The 15,933-nt window shown below is 59.3% G+C and carries 13 protein-coding genes; 4 read left to right on the forward strand and 9 right to left on the reverse strand.

The window, feature by feature from the left end; translation table 11 throughout:
- Window positions 1-575 precede the first annotated feature (575 nt).
- Window positions 576-1,172 carry a hypothetical protein gene (locus tag SPH52_RS18270; RefSeq protein WP_411796489.1) on the reverse strand — a complete coding sequence of 199 codons (597 nt, stop codon included), beginning with the start codon at window positions 1,170-1,172 and terminating at the stop codon, window positions 576-578.
- Between the two features lie 674 nt (window positions 1,173-1,846).
- Here SPH52_RS18270 and SPH52_RS18275 point away from each other — a divergent pair.
- Together SPH52_RS18275 and SPH52_RS18280 are read left to right on the forward strand one after the other, a co-directional pair.
- Window positions 1,847-2,509 (forward strand): histidine phosphatase family protein, encoded by a 663-nt coding sequence (locus tag SPH52_RS18275; protein ID WP_411796490.1) that lies wholly within the window; start codon window positions 1,847-1,849, stop codon window positions 2,507-2,509.
- Between the two features lie 8 nt (window positions 2,510-2,517).
- Entirely contained in the window at window positions 2,518-4,665 is a 2,148-nt protein-coding gene (locus tag SPH52_RS18280; RefSeq protein ID WP_411796491.1) for a putative bifunctional diguanylate cyclase/phosphodiesterase, read from the forward strand.
- 211 nt (window positions 4,666-4,876) lie between these two features.
- On the opposite strand, the gene SPH52_RS18285 is transcribed toward SPH52_RS18280, so the two are convergent.
- The 4 genes from SPH52_RS18285 to SPH52_RS18300 all read right to left on the reverse strand — a co-directional run bounded on the left by SPH52_RS18285 (window position 4,877) and on the right by SPH52_RS18300 (window position 7,051).
- Entirely contained in the window at window positions 4,877-5,239 is a 363-nt protein-coding gene (locus SPH52_RS18285) for a DUF1304 domain-containing protein (protein ID WP_411796492.1), read from the reverse strand.
- 149 nt (window positions 5,240-5,388) lie between these two features.
- On the reverse strand, window positions 5,389-6,231 hold the full coding sequence (gene estX / locus SPH52_RS18290) for an alpha/beta fold putative hydrolase EstX (protein ID WP_411796493.1): 843 nt from the start codon (window positions 6,229-6,231) through the stop codon (window positions 5,389-5,391).
- Window positions 6,232-6,337: 106 nt separating this feature from the next.
- A complete protein-coding gene (locus tag SPH52_RS18295) occupies window positions 6,338-6,631 on the reverse strand; it encodes a YciI family protein (protein WP_411796494.1) in 294 nt (97 codons plus the stop codon).
- A gap of 93 nt (window positions 6,632-6,724) precedes the next feature.
- Window positions 6,725-7,051 carry a DUF6678 family protein gene (locus SPH52_RS18300; protein WP_411796495.1) on the reverse strand — a complete coding sequence of 109 codons (327 nt, stop codon included), beginning with the start codon at window positions 7,049-7,051 and terminating at the stop codon, window positions 6,725-6,727.
- A gap of 718 nt (window positions 7,052-7,769) precedes the next feature.
- On the opposite strand from SPH52_RS18300, the gene SPH52_RS18305 reads away from it, so the two are divergent.
- On the forward strand, window positions 7,770-9,149 hold the full coding sequence (locus SPH52_RS18305; RefSeq protein ID WP_411796496.1) for an NCS2 family permease: 1,380 nt from the start codon (window positions 7,770-7,772) through the stop codon (window positions 9,147-9,149).
- Between the two features lie 249 nt (window positions 9,150-9,398).
- Complete coding sequence (locus SPH52_RS18310) at window positions 9,399-10,400, forward strand: cytochrome-c peroxidase (protein ID WP_411796497.1); 1,002 nt, start codon at window positions 9,399-9,401, stop codon at window positions 10,398-10,400.
- Between the two features lie 82 nt (window positions 10,401-10,482).
- Here SPH52_RS18310 and SPH52_RS18315 read toward each other — a convergent pair whose 3' ends face one another.
- The 4 genes from SPH52_RS18315 to cydB are packed head-to-tail and all read right to left on the reverse strand — an operon-like array spanning window position 10,483 to window position 15,932.
- A complete protein-coding gene (locus SPH52_RS18315; protein ID WP_411796498.1) occupies window positions 10,483-11,478 on the reverse strand; it encodes an adenosine deaminase in 996 nt (331 codons plus the stop codon).
- A gap of 60 nt (window positions 11,479-11,538) precedes the next feature.
- A complete protein-coding gene (cydC, locus tag SPH52_RS18320) occupies window positions 11,539-13,233 on the reverse strand; it encodes a thiol reductant ABC exporter subunit CydC (protein ID WP_411796499.1) in 1,695 nt (564 codons plus the stop codon).
- Window positions 13,226-14,917 (reverse strand): thiol reductant ABC exporter subunit CydD, encoded by a 1,692-nt coding sequence (gene cydD, locus SPH52_RS18325; RefSeq protein WP_411796500.1) that lies wholly within the window; start codon window positions 14,915-14,917, stop codon window positions 13,226-13,228. The genes cydC and cydD overlap by 8 nt, the downstream gene beginning before the upstream one ends.
- Window positions 14,918-14,921: 4 nt before the next feature.
- Window positions 14,922-15,932, reverse strand: coding sequence for a cytochrome d ubiquinol oxidase subunit II (gene cydB, locus SPH52_RS18330; RefSeq protein ID WP_411796501.1), 1,011 nt, complete (start codon window positions 15,930-15,932; stop codon window positions 14,922-14,924).
- Window position 15,933 lies beyond the last annotated feature (1 nt).

Here is a 15,933-nt window from a genome sequence, read left to right on the forward strand (position 1 = left end):
CCGACGGGCGCGTCACCTTGAACGAGTAGTCGGTACCGAACTCATCGGTCACGACAGGAATCACACCCAGAATCTCAACGAAGGCTGTTTGGTCCCAAGAGAACATGTGTAAGCGCCTAACGCCTGCAGCTGCGGCAAATTGCGAGCGAAGCGAGTAATTTGTCCGACAGCCTGCACTTGTTAGGCAATAAATAATTCATGTTCAATTGAAGCACTATGCGTGCCCCTCCCGTTCACTTCCCCATCTGCGCACCTGGGCATAATCTGGTGCAGTATCTGGGGCCTCCCAGTAGACGAATACTGAAATTTTATCCGGAAGCTCGGCGCCTCGCGACTCGTACCACTCAACTAGAAGATTACAGAATCCATCATCGATCATTGCGCGTCTCATAGCGTCGAATTCAGGCTTTTCCAATGACTGTATTGTGGCTTCACTCTCACGCCATGTAACCACAATATGATGTGAAATTCGGCTCATAGTATCGATTGCCTAACGACAAGCTTTGGGGCGGCTGGAGCGTAGCGTAAGCCGTCCCAGGCGCGATAGCGGCGACAACAGCGCCTTGTTAGGCACTTCACTGCTCATGAATTAAGGCTTTCTGGATGTTTAACTGCTTACTAATACCTCGCAATATCTGTGCAGAGTTATCGCCAATGTTAAGAGGGTGTTCATAAGTTACTTCTTTTGATCTTGCTAGGCGAGAGTTAAAGTCAACCAAGGCATCATAAACTTCTTTGAATTTTATAGCTATTTGTCGGTCAGCAAATATCTTATCTGGACTGATTCCGGCGGCATCGCAACTTTTCATGAAGGTTGAAATTTCTTTTGATAGCGCCTGAATGTTCGCTAAAGAAAAGTCTTGCTGGGAGGCGGCAATCAAATACTCAGACATTTTTTCCTGTAACTTTTCACCTTCGCCACTAGCAGCCTCTTTTTTGTTGAATTTTTTGTAAATAAAGTAACCACCAACAGCCAATGCTGTCACCGCTCCTACCGCAATTAATACTTTTCCATTCCCAGATTTAGCTGCCTGTTCCACGCCCCCTTTCAGGTGGTATACGATCTTCCCAGCATTGTCTCTAATCACCCCCCCAAACAGATGTAATTGTCCTGATTTCAATCCGGTTTCAACCCAAGTGGGAACATTAAAGATTACGTTAATATTGCTCATATTTTTCTTTGCCTAACAGTGCTTGGACCGCGCGTCCTGATATTGGATGAACACCCCTGCGCGTTCAACAATGTTATCTGGCGCGCTCCTTCTCTTCCAACTCGTTGATTTTTCTAGCATCTAATTATAGCTCGGCCACCTATACAGAATTCGCGCACATGCTCGATTTGTCGGAGCCAATATACTGTATGCACATCTTCTTATTTATAGAAATTACGTAAAAAAGCACGCATCTGAGCCCAAGCTCAGGGAGTCGAAATCACTTCGTTTGAAGTGCGACAACAACCGGACCGAGAAGAGCCGCGATGTAACGCATGCGCTGGCAAAGGTTTGTCGGGGTACGTAGCCCGCTGTGCTGAGCCGTGAATTCCAGGGACGCTACCGCCCTGCTGGCAAAATGGATGACGTTTTCCATCATCCCTAATGCGGCATCCCTGAGTACGTCTTGGTTACGTAAGCCATCTTCTGCGGCTTTTTTCTCAACGTAACCGAGAGAAACGTTGAGGGCAACGCCAACCAAAGCACGACACCAAGGCAGCACTATTGGCGCAAGCGCACCCAGCCATCAGCTTGATCTAGGTCAAAGAATATCGTTGCCTATACCTAAGGTGGCTAGTGAGTATTAGATTTCTCATGCAATATTGAATCATTACAAACGATAACTAGGGTCGACCGTGCTCCCTCTGCCCGCTTTGCTTCGACAGCCGTTGCACTATTGCCGCCTGCCGTTGGCGTGCCTGCTGTGTCTCGCCAGCCTGTTCACCTGGGCAGATGAGCACGTAGCGGTCGAGCCCAGCGCCGAGCTGTTGGCTTCCCTTCACCAGGGTGGCTACGTATTCTACATGCGCCATGGGCCAACTGACACGACACTTCCCGACCGGGTACCGGTCGACTTCGACGACTGTGCTACCCAGCGGCCGCTGAGCGACGAGGGTCGTGAATTCATGGCCACTGTCGCCGAGCACATGGCGCGGCACGCCTGGCCCATCGTGGAGCCCATTCTGGTCAGCCCCTTCTGCAGAGCCCAGGAGACCGCTCGGATCCTGTTCCCGAACAAGCCCCAGCAGATCGATGAGCTGCTGCGCTATACCGCCGCGATGACGGACGACGAGAAGCGGCCCGTGATCGAGCACACTGACAGGATGCTCTCGTTGCCGGTCGAGAACGGCGCCAATCGCATGATCGTGGCACACGGGCCCAATCTCGCCGACCTCATGGAATACTTCCCAGCCGAAGGCACCCTGGTGATCTTCTCGCCGCTCGGTGAGGCGGGCTATCTCTACCGTGCCAGCATTCCACCGGAGCTGTGGCCATCGCTGGCCTCCCAAGCACCGTAAGGTTGCCCATGAAGTCGAACCGGCCGCTCATCTGGATCTTTCTTCTTCCCACTCTGGTGGTTCTGATCCCTGCCCTGCTGTTCGGTCTTACCGCGGTGCAGGTGCTCAAGGAAAGGATGACTCAGAACCACGCCACTCAATCGGCGGACATGGCCGCTCTGCTGCAGGCCGCCAACTACACCCAGAGCCTGGACGAGCTACATCAGGGCGTAGTGGACATGCTGCAGCAGGCCGACCGGGGCGAGCTGTCGGCGCTTGCCAGCTATCGGCTGCATTCGCGCTTCGTCAACGAGCTTGCCACCCTGGGCGGGCAGATACAGGCGTTGACCGAAACGCCGCTGATGATCGATTTGAACCACGGCAGTGCCCAACACTTGCGCGAGGCCTTCGAGGGCTATCGACGCTTCATCATCATGGCCGGCGACATCGCCACCGTGGATGCCACCCGAGCCCGACATTACCTGGACGAGGCACAGCATGAATTCCTGCGCTTCTCCATGCTCACGGGGCACCTTTCGTCCAAGCTGGCGCAGCGCAGCGGCGAGCGCACCAGCGATGCCTATCAGGACACTCTTGGGCACTTCAACATGCTGCTATTGTTTGGCGGAGCGATCCTGGCACTGATGCTGGTCGCCGCCTTTTACTCCGCCCGGATCCTGAATCGTCACCTGCTGATCATCGCCGAAGGGCTGCTCGCGCTTTCCCATCCCCACCGTGAGGTTCCCGAGCTGCCGCGAGTCCAGCGTCTTGCCGAACTGGGGCGAGGCCAGTTGCAGCAGCTTGCCCTGGCGGTGCTGCGGCTGCGTGAAAGCGAAGCACGTCGACTGGTGGCCGAACGCAAGGCCCACCAGTTGGCCCACTTCGACGGCCTGACGGAACTGCCCAACTGGCGCATGATGAGCGAGCATCTGGCGCATTCGTTGATGCTGTGCCAGCGCAACGGCCAGCATGGGGCGCTGATCTACCTGGATCTCGATCTCTTCCAGCAGATCAACGACAGCTACGGCCATCGTACCGGCGACCGCTTGTTGCGCGAGGTGGCCCAGCGACTGCGCACCTTCCAGCAGGAGGGGTGTATTGTAGGGCGACTGGGCGGCGATGAGTTCCTGCTGGTCGTCGACTCGCTGCCGGAGCAGGCGGACAGGGCGGCCAACCGGATCGAGGAGCTGGCCGAGAGGATCCGCCTCGCCATCGTCGCACCCTACTCCCTCGACGGTCTGCAGCACTATCTCTCGTCGAGCCAGGGGATCGCCATCTTCGACGGTACGGGCGACGTGGAGACGCTATTCAAGCTCGCCGACGCCGCCTGCCATCGCGCCAAGCTCGCAGGGCGCAATACCGTCCGCTTCCACGATCCGGAAGTTCAGGCCGTGATGGAGGCGCGCAACGAACTGCGCCGCGACTTGCGCCTGGCCCTGGAGCGCAGCGAGTTCCGCCTCGTCTACCAGCCCCAGGTCGATACCCAACGCAAGGTGGTCGGTGTCGAGGCGCTGGTACGCTGGCAACACTCGTCTCGCGGTATGGTGTCGCCGGCTGAGTTCATCCCCCTGGCCGAAGAGAGCGGCCTGATCGTTCCGCTGGGCGACTGGGTGCTGGAGCAGGCCTGCCATCAATTGGTGGCCTGGGGCAATCAGCCGGGCTCCGCCCATCTGTCGGTGGCGGTCAACGTCAGTGCAAGACAGTTCCACGAGCCGGATTTCGTCTCCCGCGTCGAGCGTATCCTTGCCGTCAGCGGGGCCGATCCCACGCACCTCAAGCTGGAATTGACCGAGAGCAGCATCATCGATGACATCGAGGCCGGCATCGCCAAGATGCAGCAATTGAAGGCACGTGGCATCAGCTTCGCCATGGACGACTTCGGTACCGGCTACTCTTCCCTGCAATACCTCAAGCGGCTGCCGTTGAACCAGGTCAAGATCGACCAGAGCTTCGTTCGCGACCTGCTGCTGTCCCGGGATGACAGAGCCCTCGTGCGCACCATCATCGCCATGGGAACCGCGCTGAAGCTCGAGGTGGTGGCCGAAGGAGTCGAGACCGCGCAGCAGTTCGACTGGCTCGTCGAGGCGGGTTGTCACGTGTTCCAGGGCTATTACTTCTGCAAACCGCTTCCTATCGACCAAATCGAGCTGCCATTCACCTCAATCCCGGTGAGCTGAACCGGGATCTGGCGTCGCGCTAGGCTTTGTACGAAAAGTCGGCGAGCGATGGCCAGACAAGGCAAAAATCGGCGATAAGACGGAGTTTACGGGGTGTAAATGAGTACTTTGAGCCGATTTTTAACGCCGTATGGGCGAGCGCAGACAGTTTTCGTACAGAGCCTAGAGCCTTGCCCTGATCAGCTAGCTTTTCAGGGTCAAGCGCAGTCTGTTACGCAGCCAGGAACAGCAAAACGAGACCAAGCGCGGCGGGAACGGCCTGAATGAGGAGAATCTTCTTGTTCGCCGTCAGGCCGCCGTAGACCCCAGCGATGAAAACGCAAAGCAGGAAGAAGACTTTGATGGAGAACCCTGCTTGGCCAAGGGCAAGGCCCCAGAAGAGGCCAGCAGCCAAGAAACCATTATATAGACCTTGATTTGCCGCCAATGTCTTCGTTTGCGCTGCGAAGTTAGCGCTCAAACCAAAGGCCTTTCTCCCCAGTGGCTTGTCCCAAAAGAACATCTCCAAGACGAGAATGTAGACGTGCAAGATTGCGACTAAAAACACAACGACACTGGTGGCTATGCTAAGCACTCGGTGCTGCTCCTTAGAGGTTGGGCTGAAGAGGAAGCAATACTACTAAGCATCAGCGCGGTTTCGATAACGCTTTGCTCACCGGAAAATAGCGAGCGCGAGCGAGTTATTTTTCCGGTGCAGCAACTTGTTATACGGTGCGCCCATAGCTATGACGTTTGCCCCTTGATCGCTTGGATAATCTTCGGCCAGTCTTCATGATGCAACTCATGCCCTGTGCCTTCCAGCGTCAGCATTTTTGAACCACGAATCTCATCTTTCAGTGCCAACCCATGCACATAAGGAAGTACAGGATCCTCGGTTCCGTGAATGATCAAAGTTGATACAGCTATCTCATTTAATCTCCCAAGCCATTTTTCCCCACCACCTAAAGTAGTGTGGTTGAATGTTGTCAGGATATTTGGCGTACGGTCAAAATTTAACTCAGCAATCTTTTGTATCTTCTCAGCGTCAAAAACATGCGCAGTACCTGAGTTGATTCGCCACGCTCCAACTTGATACTCCACCACAGCATCTCGATCAGACCAATCTAATGATTCCGCCCGTTGATGATATTCGATGATTGCAGAATCAAAAGGGGGCATATCGGGATCTGTCTCTGCAAGACGCTCTGAAGAAATCAGCGTCAAACTCTTTACACGCTGCGGATACTTGAGAGCAACAAGCTGGGCAAGGTAGCCTCCCAAAGATATACCAACTAAGTGTGCAGCCTCCATACCATAACCATCAATGACTCGAACCACATCATCTGCTAATTCTTCAACAGAATATGGAGCCTGACCTGGCTCATAGCTAGTTGATTTTCCGGTATCACGATGGTCGTACCGAATCACATAGCGGCCCATTGCGGCTAGTTGGGAGCAAAACTCATCAGGCCACCATACCGCCGACGACATTGCCCCCATGATCAGAACAATTGGCTCATGGACCGGGTCGCCGAATGATTCGGTATAAAGTGAAATCTCGTTATCAATAACTACCTTTTCTTTCATACTTAATCAGCCTTTGGATTTACGTACAACGCCCGGCTCTGAGGCAGGCAAAAGTGGAGGCCGTTTTTTTGACCGGAGCTTTTGACTGTCCGACAGCAGCTGATTGTTATATGAAATTTGCAAGCGACTCAAAACCTTGTCCTACCTTGCTTGGAACAAACTCAGTCACTTCGTAACTTGCCACATCAGCTTTGAAAAAAGGATCTTCTTGCAAAATGGCATCCAATTTTTCTCGGTTTTCTGCATGGGCGAGTATTACTCCTCCGGTTCTTGGGACTTTACGGCCGGAAGCGATAAAATTCCCTTTTTCGTAATACTTTTCCAGATATGCAATGTGGTCATTTATGTGCTTATCCACTTCTGATAATTCTACTTTGTACGCTAGAGATACTACGAACACTGAACTCTCCTTTTCATATAACGCCCGCAGCACGCGCGGACTTGTAGTGTAGGCGCAGCCGCAACGGAAAGGCCGTCGCCGTGCCTGCGATTGTTAGAACCTCCGATACCCGATCACTCGCACAGAGGTCTCGTAAACTTCAATTTCAAATCCAATGCGACGGCAAATATCTACAACCTCGGTTAAAGTTAGCCCTTCTTCTTTAGCTCTCGGATGCATTTCGCACCACTCTATGAATTTGTGCTCACCCAAGCGGAAATGATAGGTCCAATCGCCGTCCCAGCCATCTGGTGGATAGACAAAACCATTAGTGGCCTGAGTTTTCCAATAGGGAGCCCTTTGGCCATAGCCAGACATTATTTGCTGTAGCTCATTCCACTTAGTGTTATTGGCCAAACCCACAAGTTTCTGATTCATCATTAGCTCTAACAGTGATTGGACCGTACGTCCTGATATTGGATGAACACCCCTGCGCGTTCAACAATGTTATCTAACACACTTCATCTCTCCTAACCCATTGATTCATATAGCGCCAAAGCATAATTCGGCCACCTATGCACAATTCGCGTGCATGCACGTTTTGTCGGAACCAATATACTGTATGCATATCTGCTTATCTAAAGAAGCCAGTTATAAAAGCGCACACCGACCCCAAGCTTATGAAGGTGAAGGTCTGCGATGGAACGCATGTGCTGAACAAAGGGTTTGCTGTGGTGCGTAGCCCGCTGGGTTGAGCTGGAATTACAGGGACGCTACCGCCCTGCTGGCAGAATGGATGACGATTCCCATCATCCCAAATGCGGCATCCCTGAGTATGTCTTGGTTACTTAGCCATCTTTTGCGGCTTTTTACCTACCGTAACCAAGCGAAACGTTGAGGGCAACGCCTAGGCGGGATCGGCCTGCCGCACCCTAGGCAACAACCGCAGTGAGCTGAGCCCCTCTCCAGAGTCTTGTCCCCGCCCTCTGCCGTCTCACCCCCTCTCCAGCCCTCTCCCACCTGCCTCTACGACGTTAGTCGCAACCCACCTGTCCAATCGGTCAAATATTGTCTAGGCTGTGTCTGGACATGCTTGACCATTCGGTCAGAAATGCCAAATAGAAACTGACAACGCATCCAACAACAACGGACACCGACTATGGAACCGACCTCCTCTTCCCTGGCCGACAGAACAGAAGGCCAGCCCTCCCGGCAGGTCCTGGGTCAAGGTAGCTGGCTGGATACCTACTTCGGCGCAAGCCGGCGTGGCTCCAGCGTGCGTACAGAAATTCTCGCGGGTATCGCTACCTTCCTGGCCTCGATGTACATCATCGTGGTCAACCCGGCGATCCTCTCCCATGCCGGCATTCCCTTCTCGGCGGCGCTATCCGCCACCGTGCTGATCAGTTTCATGAGCAGCCTGGCCATGGGGCTGTATGCCCGCAATCCGATCCTGGTGGCACCGGGCATGGGCATGAACGCGCTGTTCACCTATACCCTGGTGCAGGGTGCGGGGCTGTCGTGGGAGGTGGCGCTGGGCTGCGTGTTCTGGTCCGGCGTGCTGTTCGCCACCCTGGCGATGTTCAACGTGCGCGAGGCGATCATCAATGCGATACCGCCCTCGCTGCGCTATGCCATTACCTGCGGCATCGGTCTGTTCATCACCTTCATCGGTTTCAAGAATGCCGGTTTCATCGTCGGCAGCGACGCGACCCTGGTCACCCTGGGCAGCATGGATGCCTCGCTGATCACCTTCTTCATCGGCATGATGGCCACCGCCATCCTGGTGATCATGCGCTTCAACGGCGCGCTGATTCTGGGCATTGCCCTGACCACGCTGCTGGCAACGCCCATGGGTCGCCTGTGGGGCGGCGATGTGGTGGTGGAGTGGAGCGGCTTCGCCGCCTGGCCGGACTTCAGCGCGGTAATGCAGGTGGATATCTGGGGCGCGCTCAAGGTCGCCTACCTGCCGTTCATCTTCGTGATGCTGTTCACCAACTTCTTCGATGCGCTGTCGTGCTTCATGGCGCTCTCGGAGTCGGCCGACCTCAAGGACAAGGACGGTAACCCGCGCAACCTCAAGCGCTCGATGACCGTGGACGCCTTCGCCTCGATGATCGCCGCTCCGCTCGGCACTAGCGCGGCACAGACCTTCATCGAATCCGGCGCCGGCGTGGCCCAGGGCGGCCGTACCGGCCTGGTGGCGGTCACCATCGCCTTCCTGTTCCTGCCGTTCCTGTTCCTCTCGCCGTTGCTGTCCTTGGTGCCAGGCATCGCCACGGCGCCGGCCCTGGTGCTGGTCGGTCTGTTCATGCTGGCACCGATCAGCAAGATCGATTGGACACGCTTCGAACAGGCCTTCCCGGCCTTCCTGGCCATCATCCTGATGCCGCTGACCTACTCGATCACCCTGGGCATCGCCTTCGGCTTCCTGAGCTTCGTGCTGATCAAGCTGGCCACCGGCAAGTTCGAGGACATCAAGCCGGCCATGTGGGTCTCCGCCGCCCTCAGCGTGGTGATGCTGGTCACCACCCACTGATGCCACGGGGCCGGCATCTATGCCGGCCCCGTTCCCCGCCTCGTTGGATAGCACTCGAAACCACACTCAGGAACCTGTGAACAAGCGTTCGTTGGCATGAAACTGACGGAACGAACCAAACTTTGACCTGCCTCAATGAGTGCCCCATTCCGACCATTTCACTTGGTTGATATGGCTCAAGAGGCAACCGTAACCTGACGTTGCAATTCAGGCTAAACCGTCTCTAGCTTGCAACCCAGGGGATTCGTCATGACACATCACGCTCTCGTTCGGCCGGCTCGACTCGCCGCCGTGGTATCGCTGAGCGCCGCTCTGGCGGCTACTGGTGCCACCGCCGACGACGGCCTCGGCAATTACCGCGACCGCTTCCAGCCACTGCCCCACCTGCCGCCGATCCCGGCGGAGAACTCCCTGACCAAGGAAAAGGTCGAACTCGGCAACATGCTGTTCTTCGAGCCGCGTATCTCCTCCAGCGGCGTGATCAGCTGCGCGACCTGCCACAACCCGGCGCTGGGCTGGAGCGACCGCATTCCGCGCGCCACCGGCCACGACGGCCAGATCGGGGAGCGCAACACGCCCACCGTCCTCAACTCGGGTTTCCTCGGCTCACAGTTCTGGGATGGTCGCGAGCCCGATCTCGAAGGCCAGGCACTTGGTCCGATACAGGCCGATATCGAGATGGCCATGGCCCTCGACATGGCACTGGAGCGCCTGGAAGGATTCCCGCTCTACCAGGAGAAGTTCGCCGAAGCCTTCCCCGGGGACGAGAATCCGATCAACAAAGACAACCTGGCCATGGCGATAGCCAGTTTCGAGCGCACGCTGAATACGCCGAACTCACCGTTCGATCGTTACCTGCGGGGCGATATCAACGCGCTGAACCAGCAGGAAAAGGATGGCATGGTGGCCTTCGCCGACAACGGCTGTATCGCCTGCCATAGCGGCCCGGCGTTCACCGACAGCAACTTCTACGCCATCCAGGTGCCCGGCTCCACCGACGTTGGCCGATACGAGGTCACCGGCAACGAAGCCGACATGCACAAGTTCCGCACGCCCACTCTGCGCAACGTCGGCGTGACCTATCCGTACATGAACAACGGGGCCACCGAAACCCTGGAGGAAGCCGTGGCGATCATGGGTCGGGAAATGCTCAACCGCGAGTTCGACGATACCACCATCGCCGACATCACCGCTTTCCTGCATACCCTGACCGGGGAAATGCCGGACTTCGAGGTACCCGCACTGCCGTAAGCCCGCCCAGAGCAGGGCCCATTCGGGCAGCGACACTACTTGCCACACCGCGCCCCCGGCTTTGCTGGGGGTTTTCGTTGGCTCAGACGCTGGCAGCCAGTTGCTGACGCAGCTCAAGCCGGCGCCTGTCGCTCACGAAGGCGGATTCGATGGCGGTGCCGGCAAGTTGGATGAAGGTCTCGCGCGACCAGCCGAAGGCGTCATGGCAGGCCACGAAGTTGTCCAGCATGCCACCGCCGAAGTAAGCCGGGTCGTCCGAGTTGATCGTCAGCCTCAGCCCGGCATCGAGCAGTTGGGGCAGCGGGTGATCCTCGATGCGCTCCACCACCTTGAGCCGCACGTTGGAAAGCGGGCATACGGTGAGCACGACACCCTCGTCACGCAGCCGTGCAACCAGTTCCGGGTCCTCCAGGCAGCGCACGCCATGGTCGATGCGGCACACATCGAGCAGGTCGAGGGCTTCGCGAATGTACTCGGGCGGCCCTTCTTCCCCGGCATGTGCAACCCGGGGAATGCCCAGCATCTCGGCACGCTGGAACACCTCGCGGAATTTCGACGGGGGATGGCCACGCTCGGCGCTGTCGAGCCCCACCGCATCGAGCATTTCCCAATAGGGCGCGGCGCTTTCCAGCACCTGCATGGCCTCAGCGGACGGTCGGTCACGCAGGAAGGCCATGATCAGTGCCGTGGATATGCCCAGTTCGCGCTCGGCCTCGCGCTGGGCCAGGCTCAACCCCTCCATCACGACATCGAGTTCGACCCCCCGAGCCAGGTGTGCCTGGGGGTCGAAATGCATCTCCACGTGCACCACGCCCTCCTGATGGGCACGGCGGAAATAGTCCATGGCCAGGTCATGGAAATCCTCGGCACGCTTGAGCACGCTCATGCCCTGGTAGTACAGCTCGAGGAAGGAAGGAAGGTCCTGGAAGTCATAGGCCGCACGCACCGCCTCGACCGAATCGTAGGGCAGCTCGATCCCGTTGCGCCGGGCCAGAGCGAACATCAGTTCAGGTTCCAGCGAGCCCTCGATGTGCAAATGAAGTTCGGCCTTGGGCAGCCGCTTGAGAAAGTCGCGCATGATGCACCTCATCGCCTTTATTTCCATATCCTGATGGATACACGGCATTTGCGCAAACGGTCAGCCTACTGGCATAAGCCGCCTCGTCTGAGTAATCCCAGGCGGGTCGAATATACCGCCGTCGAGCTGGTGCACCAGATAGATCACGCTGCGCCCCTTCAGCCACTGGTCCAACCGCGGCGCCAGCCGCGATACGGTGCCTTCATCCAGGCCGGCGAAGGGTTCGTCGAGAATGACCAGCCCCGGGTCGCGCAGCCACAGCCGTGCCAGGGCCAGGCGCCGCGCCTGCCCTCCGGAAAGCGCCCGCCCTCCTTCGCCGACTTGCGTGTCCAACCCGTGCGGCAGGGATTCGGCCCACTCTGCTAGTTCGACCCAGGCCAGCGCCTGCCACAGCCGGGATTCGCTGGCACCAGGTGCCGCCAGCCACAGGTTGGCCGCCAGGCTGCCCTGGAACAGGTCGATGCGCTGGCTCAGAATCGCGACGCGTTCACGCAGCGACTGTTCCTCGATCCTCTCGAGGGGTATGTCGCCAACCGCGATCTCGCCTTGGCTGGGAGGCAGGCGCCGGGTCAGCAACGCCGCCACGCTACTCTTGCCCGCACCGGAGACGCCGGTAAGTGCCAAGCGTTCCCCCGCCGCCAGGGCCAGCGTGACATTCTGCAGCGCTGGCGATAGCGCCCCGGGATAGTGCAGGCTCACGTCGGTGAGCCGTACGGACAAGGCACCCTCGGGCAGACTGTCATGCCTCCTGCCGGACTCGCTAGTTGCCTGTTCTACCGCGTTGAGCCGCTCGGCCGCGCCACGGGTTGCTCCCAAGTGGGTAAAGGCCACCGGCAGCAGGGCCAGCGCTTCGCCGAGCGCCAGCACCGCCAGCGGCAGCATGACCATTACGGCACCGCTGATCGTGCCCTGCTGCCACGCCGCCGCCGCCAGCCATAGGGTCGCCACCATGCCCAATCCGACCACCAGGTTCACCAAGGCGCTGCCGAAACCCGCCAGCCTGCCGGTACGACGCTGGTCATGCCGTAGCGCTTCCTCGTGCTGATGAAAGCCACGGCGATGCCAGCCTCGGCTGCCGTAGGCCTCCAGCTCCGCCATCCCTTCCAGGGACTCGATGGCCTGGCTACGCAAGCGCTGCAGATGCTCTACCTGACGCCGACTCGCGGCCATGCCTAGCCACGCCTGGCCAACGGTCAGCCATATCCAGGCGGGCAGCAGCAGCGCGGCCAATGCCAAACCTGCCGCCGGCACCCACAGCGCCAGGAAGACGCAGACCAGCACCACCGCCACCAACGCCACCACAGGCGGCGCCAGCAGGCGCAGGTAGAGGCTGTCGAGGGTATCGATGTCGGCGGTCAAGCGGTTGAGCCAGTCGCTGGCGCGTTGGCGGGCCAGGGTGCGATCGTCAAGCCGGGCCATGGCGGTGAAGAGACGGCCGCGGAGGTCGGCCAGCAGGCGCAGCACGGTATCGTGGTTATAGAGCCGTTCCAGGTAGCGCGCCACGGTGCGGCTGACGGCGAAGAAGCGGATCCCGCCGCCGGGCACGTAGACATCAAGGCTCGCGGCCAGCCCCATAGCCAGGGCAATACCGGTGAGCGCACTGGCGGCAATGAACCACCCCGATAACGCCAGCAGGCCGACCGCCGAGAACAACGTGGCTGCTAGCAACGCCACGCCAATGACAAGTCTCTGACGGCGGCGCCCGAACAACCGTAGCCAGGGAGTCAGCGTCGCCCTCAACGATTCGTCACTCATACCCTCGCCCTTCCGTCAGCTCGTGGCTGAATCGCCCAGCTTCGATCACCAACCTCCGGCTTGCCATGGCCATCAGCGCAGGGTGATGGGTGGAGATGACCAGCGTTCGGCCCTCCTCGACCAGCCTTCGCAGCGACTCGATGACCCGCGCTTCGGTCTCCTCGTCAAGGCTCGCGGTCGGTTCGTCCAGCAGCACCAAGTCAGCGCTCGAGAGAAATACCCGGGCCAGCGCCAGGCGCTGAGCTTGCCCGCCTGACAGCCCCGCGCCGCGCTCCCCCAGCCGGGTATCGATCCCTTGAGGTAGCGCGGCCACTAGTTCGGCCAAGCCGGCACACTCGAGCGCCGCTTGCAGATCGGTATCGCTGGCCTCGGGTGCGGCCAGGCGAAGGTTGTCGGCCAGGCTGCCATGGATCAGCACGGGGCGCTGATCCATCCATGCGATATTCAGCCCGGCTTGCGTGCGTCGTTCCCCCTCGTCGGGCGTCACGAAGCCCGCCAGCAGCTGCAGCAACGCCGACTTGCCGGCCCCGGAAGGGCCACTGACGACCAGCGTCTCGCCGGCTGCCACTGCGACGCTGAGCGGCCCCAGCACTCGGCCACGCCCAGGGTGGGCCAAGGCAACGTCGGTCAACGCTACCAGCCTGTCCGCAGGCAGCGGCTGCTCGTTCGGGCCGACAGCCGTTCTCAGCGGCTCGCCAAGCAGCGCCAGCATGCCATCGGCGGCACCCAACGCCGCCGCCCTGTCGTGGTAGTGCTGCGCCAGGGTTCGCAGTGGCTGAAAGAATTCCGGCGCCAGCAGCAGCACCAGCAAGCCACTGAACAGCGTAAGCTCCTCCGCCGGGCCGAAGTCGATATATCCCAGCAGGCCGAAGCCCACGTAGATCGCGACCACGGCAATTGCCACCGAAGCGAAGAACTCGAGCACCGCTGAGGAGAGAAAGGCCACACGCAGCGTCCGCATGCTCAGGCGCCGATAGCGATCCGCCGCCTCATGGACCTCAACGCTGGCTTCACGGGTGCGATGGAAGAGCTGTAGGGTAGCGATCCCACGTACACGGTCGAGGAAGTGGCCTGAGAGACGACTGACGGCAGCAAACTGTTCCCGGTTGAGTCGCTCGGCGCCCATCCCTACCAAGGCCATGAACAGCGGTATCAGGGGTGCCGCCAGCAGCAGGAACAGGGCCGCCAGCCAATCGAGCCAGAACACCACGACGAGAACCAATAGCGGAATGGCCACGCTGAGCCGCAGTTGCGGCAGGAATCGAGCGAAGTAACCGTCCAGCGCCTCAACCTGCTCGACCAGTTGGCTGGCCAGCCCACCGGTGTGACGAGAGCCTGCCCGCACCGGCCCCATGGCGGCAAGATGGTCCAGCAGTTCACCACGAATCGACTGGCGAATGCGCAGGCTCGCCTCCTGGCCAGCCACTTCCTGGCCCCAGTGGCACAGCGCCCTTGCTATCAGCACGCCAATCAGGGCGAAGAAGGCCCAGCTCAGTGCCGCCAGGGAGTCGCCTGAGACCAGCAGGCGGCTGACAATCCAGGCCAGCAGGGTCATCTGAGCGATCGTCAGCGCGCCGACGGCGACCCCGGCGATGGCCGCCAGGCTCAACCAGCCGCGCTGGCTGGCGGCATGGACCGCCAGCCAGCTACGCGGCACCAGGGCCGAACGGGAGTTGGGCGTCATGGGCTCAGTGATAGCCCTCGCCGGCCCGCACCTTGCCGCGGAACACCCAGTAGGACCAGAAGGTATAGACCAGCACGAAGGGCAGCACGAAGAGCACGCCGATCAACAGGAAGAGTTGCGATTCGGGGGCCGAGGCGGCATCCCAGATGGTGTAGTTGGGCGGCACCAGCCAGGGCCACTTGCTGACGATAAGGCCCAGGTAGGTGAACAGGAACATGCCGAGCGTGGCAATGAACGGCAGCAGCTCACGTTGGCGCCGCACCGCCCAATACACGCCGTACATGCACAGCAGTGTCAGGGCCGGCAGGATCCAGATCACCTGAAGATGGCCGAACCAGCGATCCCAGACGACCTCGTTCACCAGCGGCGTCCAGATGCTGATGATGCCGAAGATCACCAGCACCGCCAGCAGCAGCGGCGTCGTCAGCTTGTAGGCCCAGGCCTGAATGTAGCCTTCCGACTTGAGAATCAGCCAGGTGGTGCCCAGCAGCGCGTAGCCGATCATGATGCCGATACCGGTGAGCACCGTGAACGGCGTCAACCAGTCGAAGGCGCCGCCGACGAAGACGCCGTCCTGGGTCTCGAAGCCCTGGATATAGGTACCCACCACGGCACCCTGGGCAAAGGCGGCCACCGCCGAACCGCCACTGAAGGCCAGGTTCCACAGCCTCCGCCCCCGACGGTCGCGGCGCGACTTGAAGCGCAGCTCGAAGGCTACGCCGCGAAACACCAGCCCTGCCAACATCAGGAACACGCCAATGTACAACGCCGGCAAGAACACCGTGTAGACCAGTGGAAAGGCCCCCAGCAACCCGGCTCCCCCCAGCACCAGCCAGGTCTCGTTGCCGTCCCACACCGGTGCCACCGTGTTCATCATCACGTCGCGGGCATCTTCGTCGGGAGCGAACGGGAAGAGGATGCCGAGCCCCAGGTCGAAGCCGTCCATCAGCACGTACATCATGATGCCGAAGCCGATGATCAGCGCCCAGATCAGGGACAGATCGAACATTTCCATG

Origin of the sequence: Halomonas sp. A29 (assembly GCF_046723295.1) — a bacterium.
Taxonomy (GTDB): domain Bacteria; phylum Pseudomonadota; class Gammaproteobacteria; order Pseudomonadales; family Halomonadaceae; genus Halomonas.

What these genes read in the sequence shown, in the direction of transcription:
- SPH52_RS18300 (WP_411796495.1), bottom strand. Translation starts at nt 7,051, where the DNA reads ATGATGAATCAGAAACTTGTGGGTTTGGCCAATAACACTAAGTGGAAT.
- SPH52_RS18270 (WP_411796489.1), bottom strand. Translation starts at nt 1,172, where the DNA reads ATGAGCAATATTAACGTAATCTTTAATGTTCCCACTTGGGTTGAAACC.
- estX (WP_411796493.1), bottom strand. Translation starts at nt 6,231, where the DNA reads ATGAAAGAAAAGGTAGTTATTGATAACGAGATTTCACTTTATACCGAA.
- cydB (WP_411796501.1), bottom strand. Translation starts at nt 15,932, where the DNA reads ATGGAAATGTTCGATCTGTCCCTGATCTGGGCGCTGATCATCGGCTTC.
- SPH52_RS18305 (WP_411796496.1), top strand. Translation starts at nt 7,770, where the DNA reads ATGGAACCGACCTCCTCTTCCCTGGCCGACAGAACAGAAGGCCAGCCC.
- cydD (WP_411796500.1), bottom strand. Translation starts at nt 14,917, where the DNA reads ATGACGCCCAACTCCCGTTCGGCCCTGGTGCCGCGTAGCTGGCTGGCG.
- SPH52_RS18280 (WP_411796491.1), top strand. Translation starts at nt 2,518, where the DNA reads ATGAAGTCGAACCGGCCGCTCATCTGGATCTTTCTTCTTCCCACTCTG.
- SPH52_RS18315 (WP_411796498.1), bottom strand. Translation starts at nt 11,478, where the DNA reads ATGCGCGACTTTCTCAAGCGGCTGCCCAAGGCCGAACTTCATTTGCAC.
- cydC (WP_411796499.1), bottom strand. Translation starts at nt 13,233, where the DNA reads ATGAGTGACGAATCGTTGAGGGCGACGCTGACTCCCTGGCTACGGTTG.
- SPH52_RS18310 (WP_411796497.1), top strand. Translation starts at nt 9,399, where the DNA reads ATGACACATCACGCTCTCGTTCGGCCGGCTCGACTCGCCGCCGTGGTA.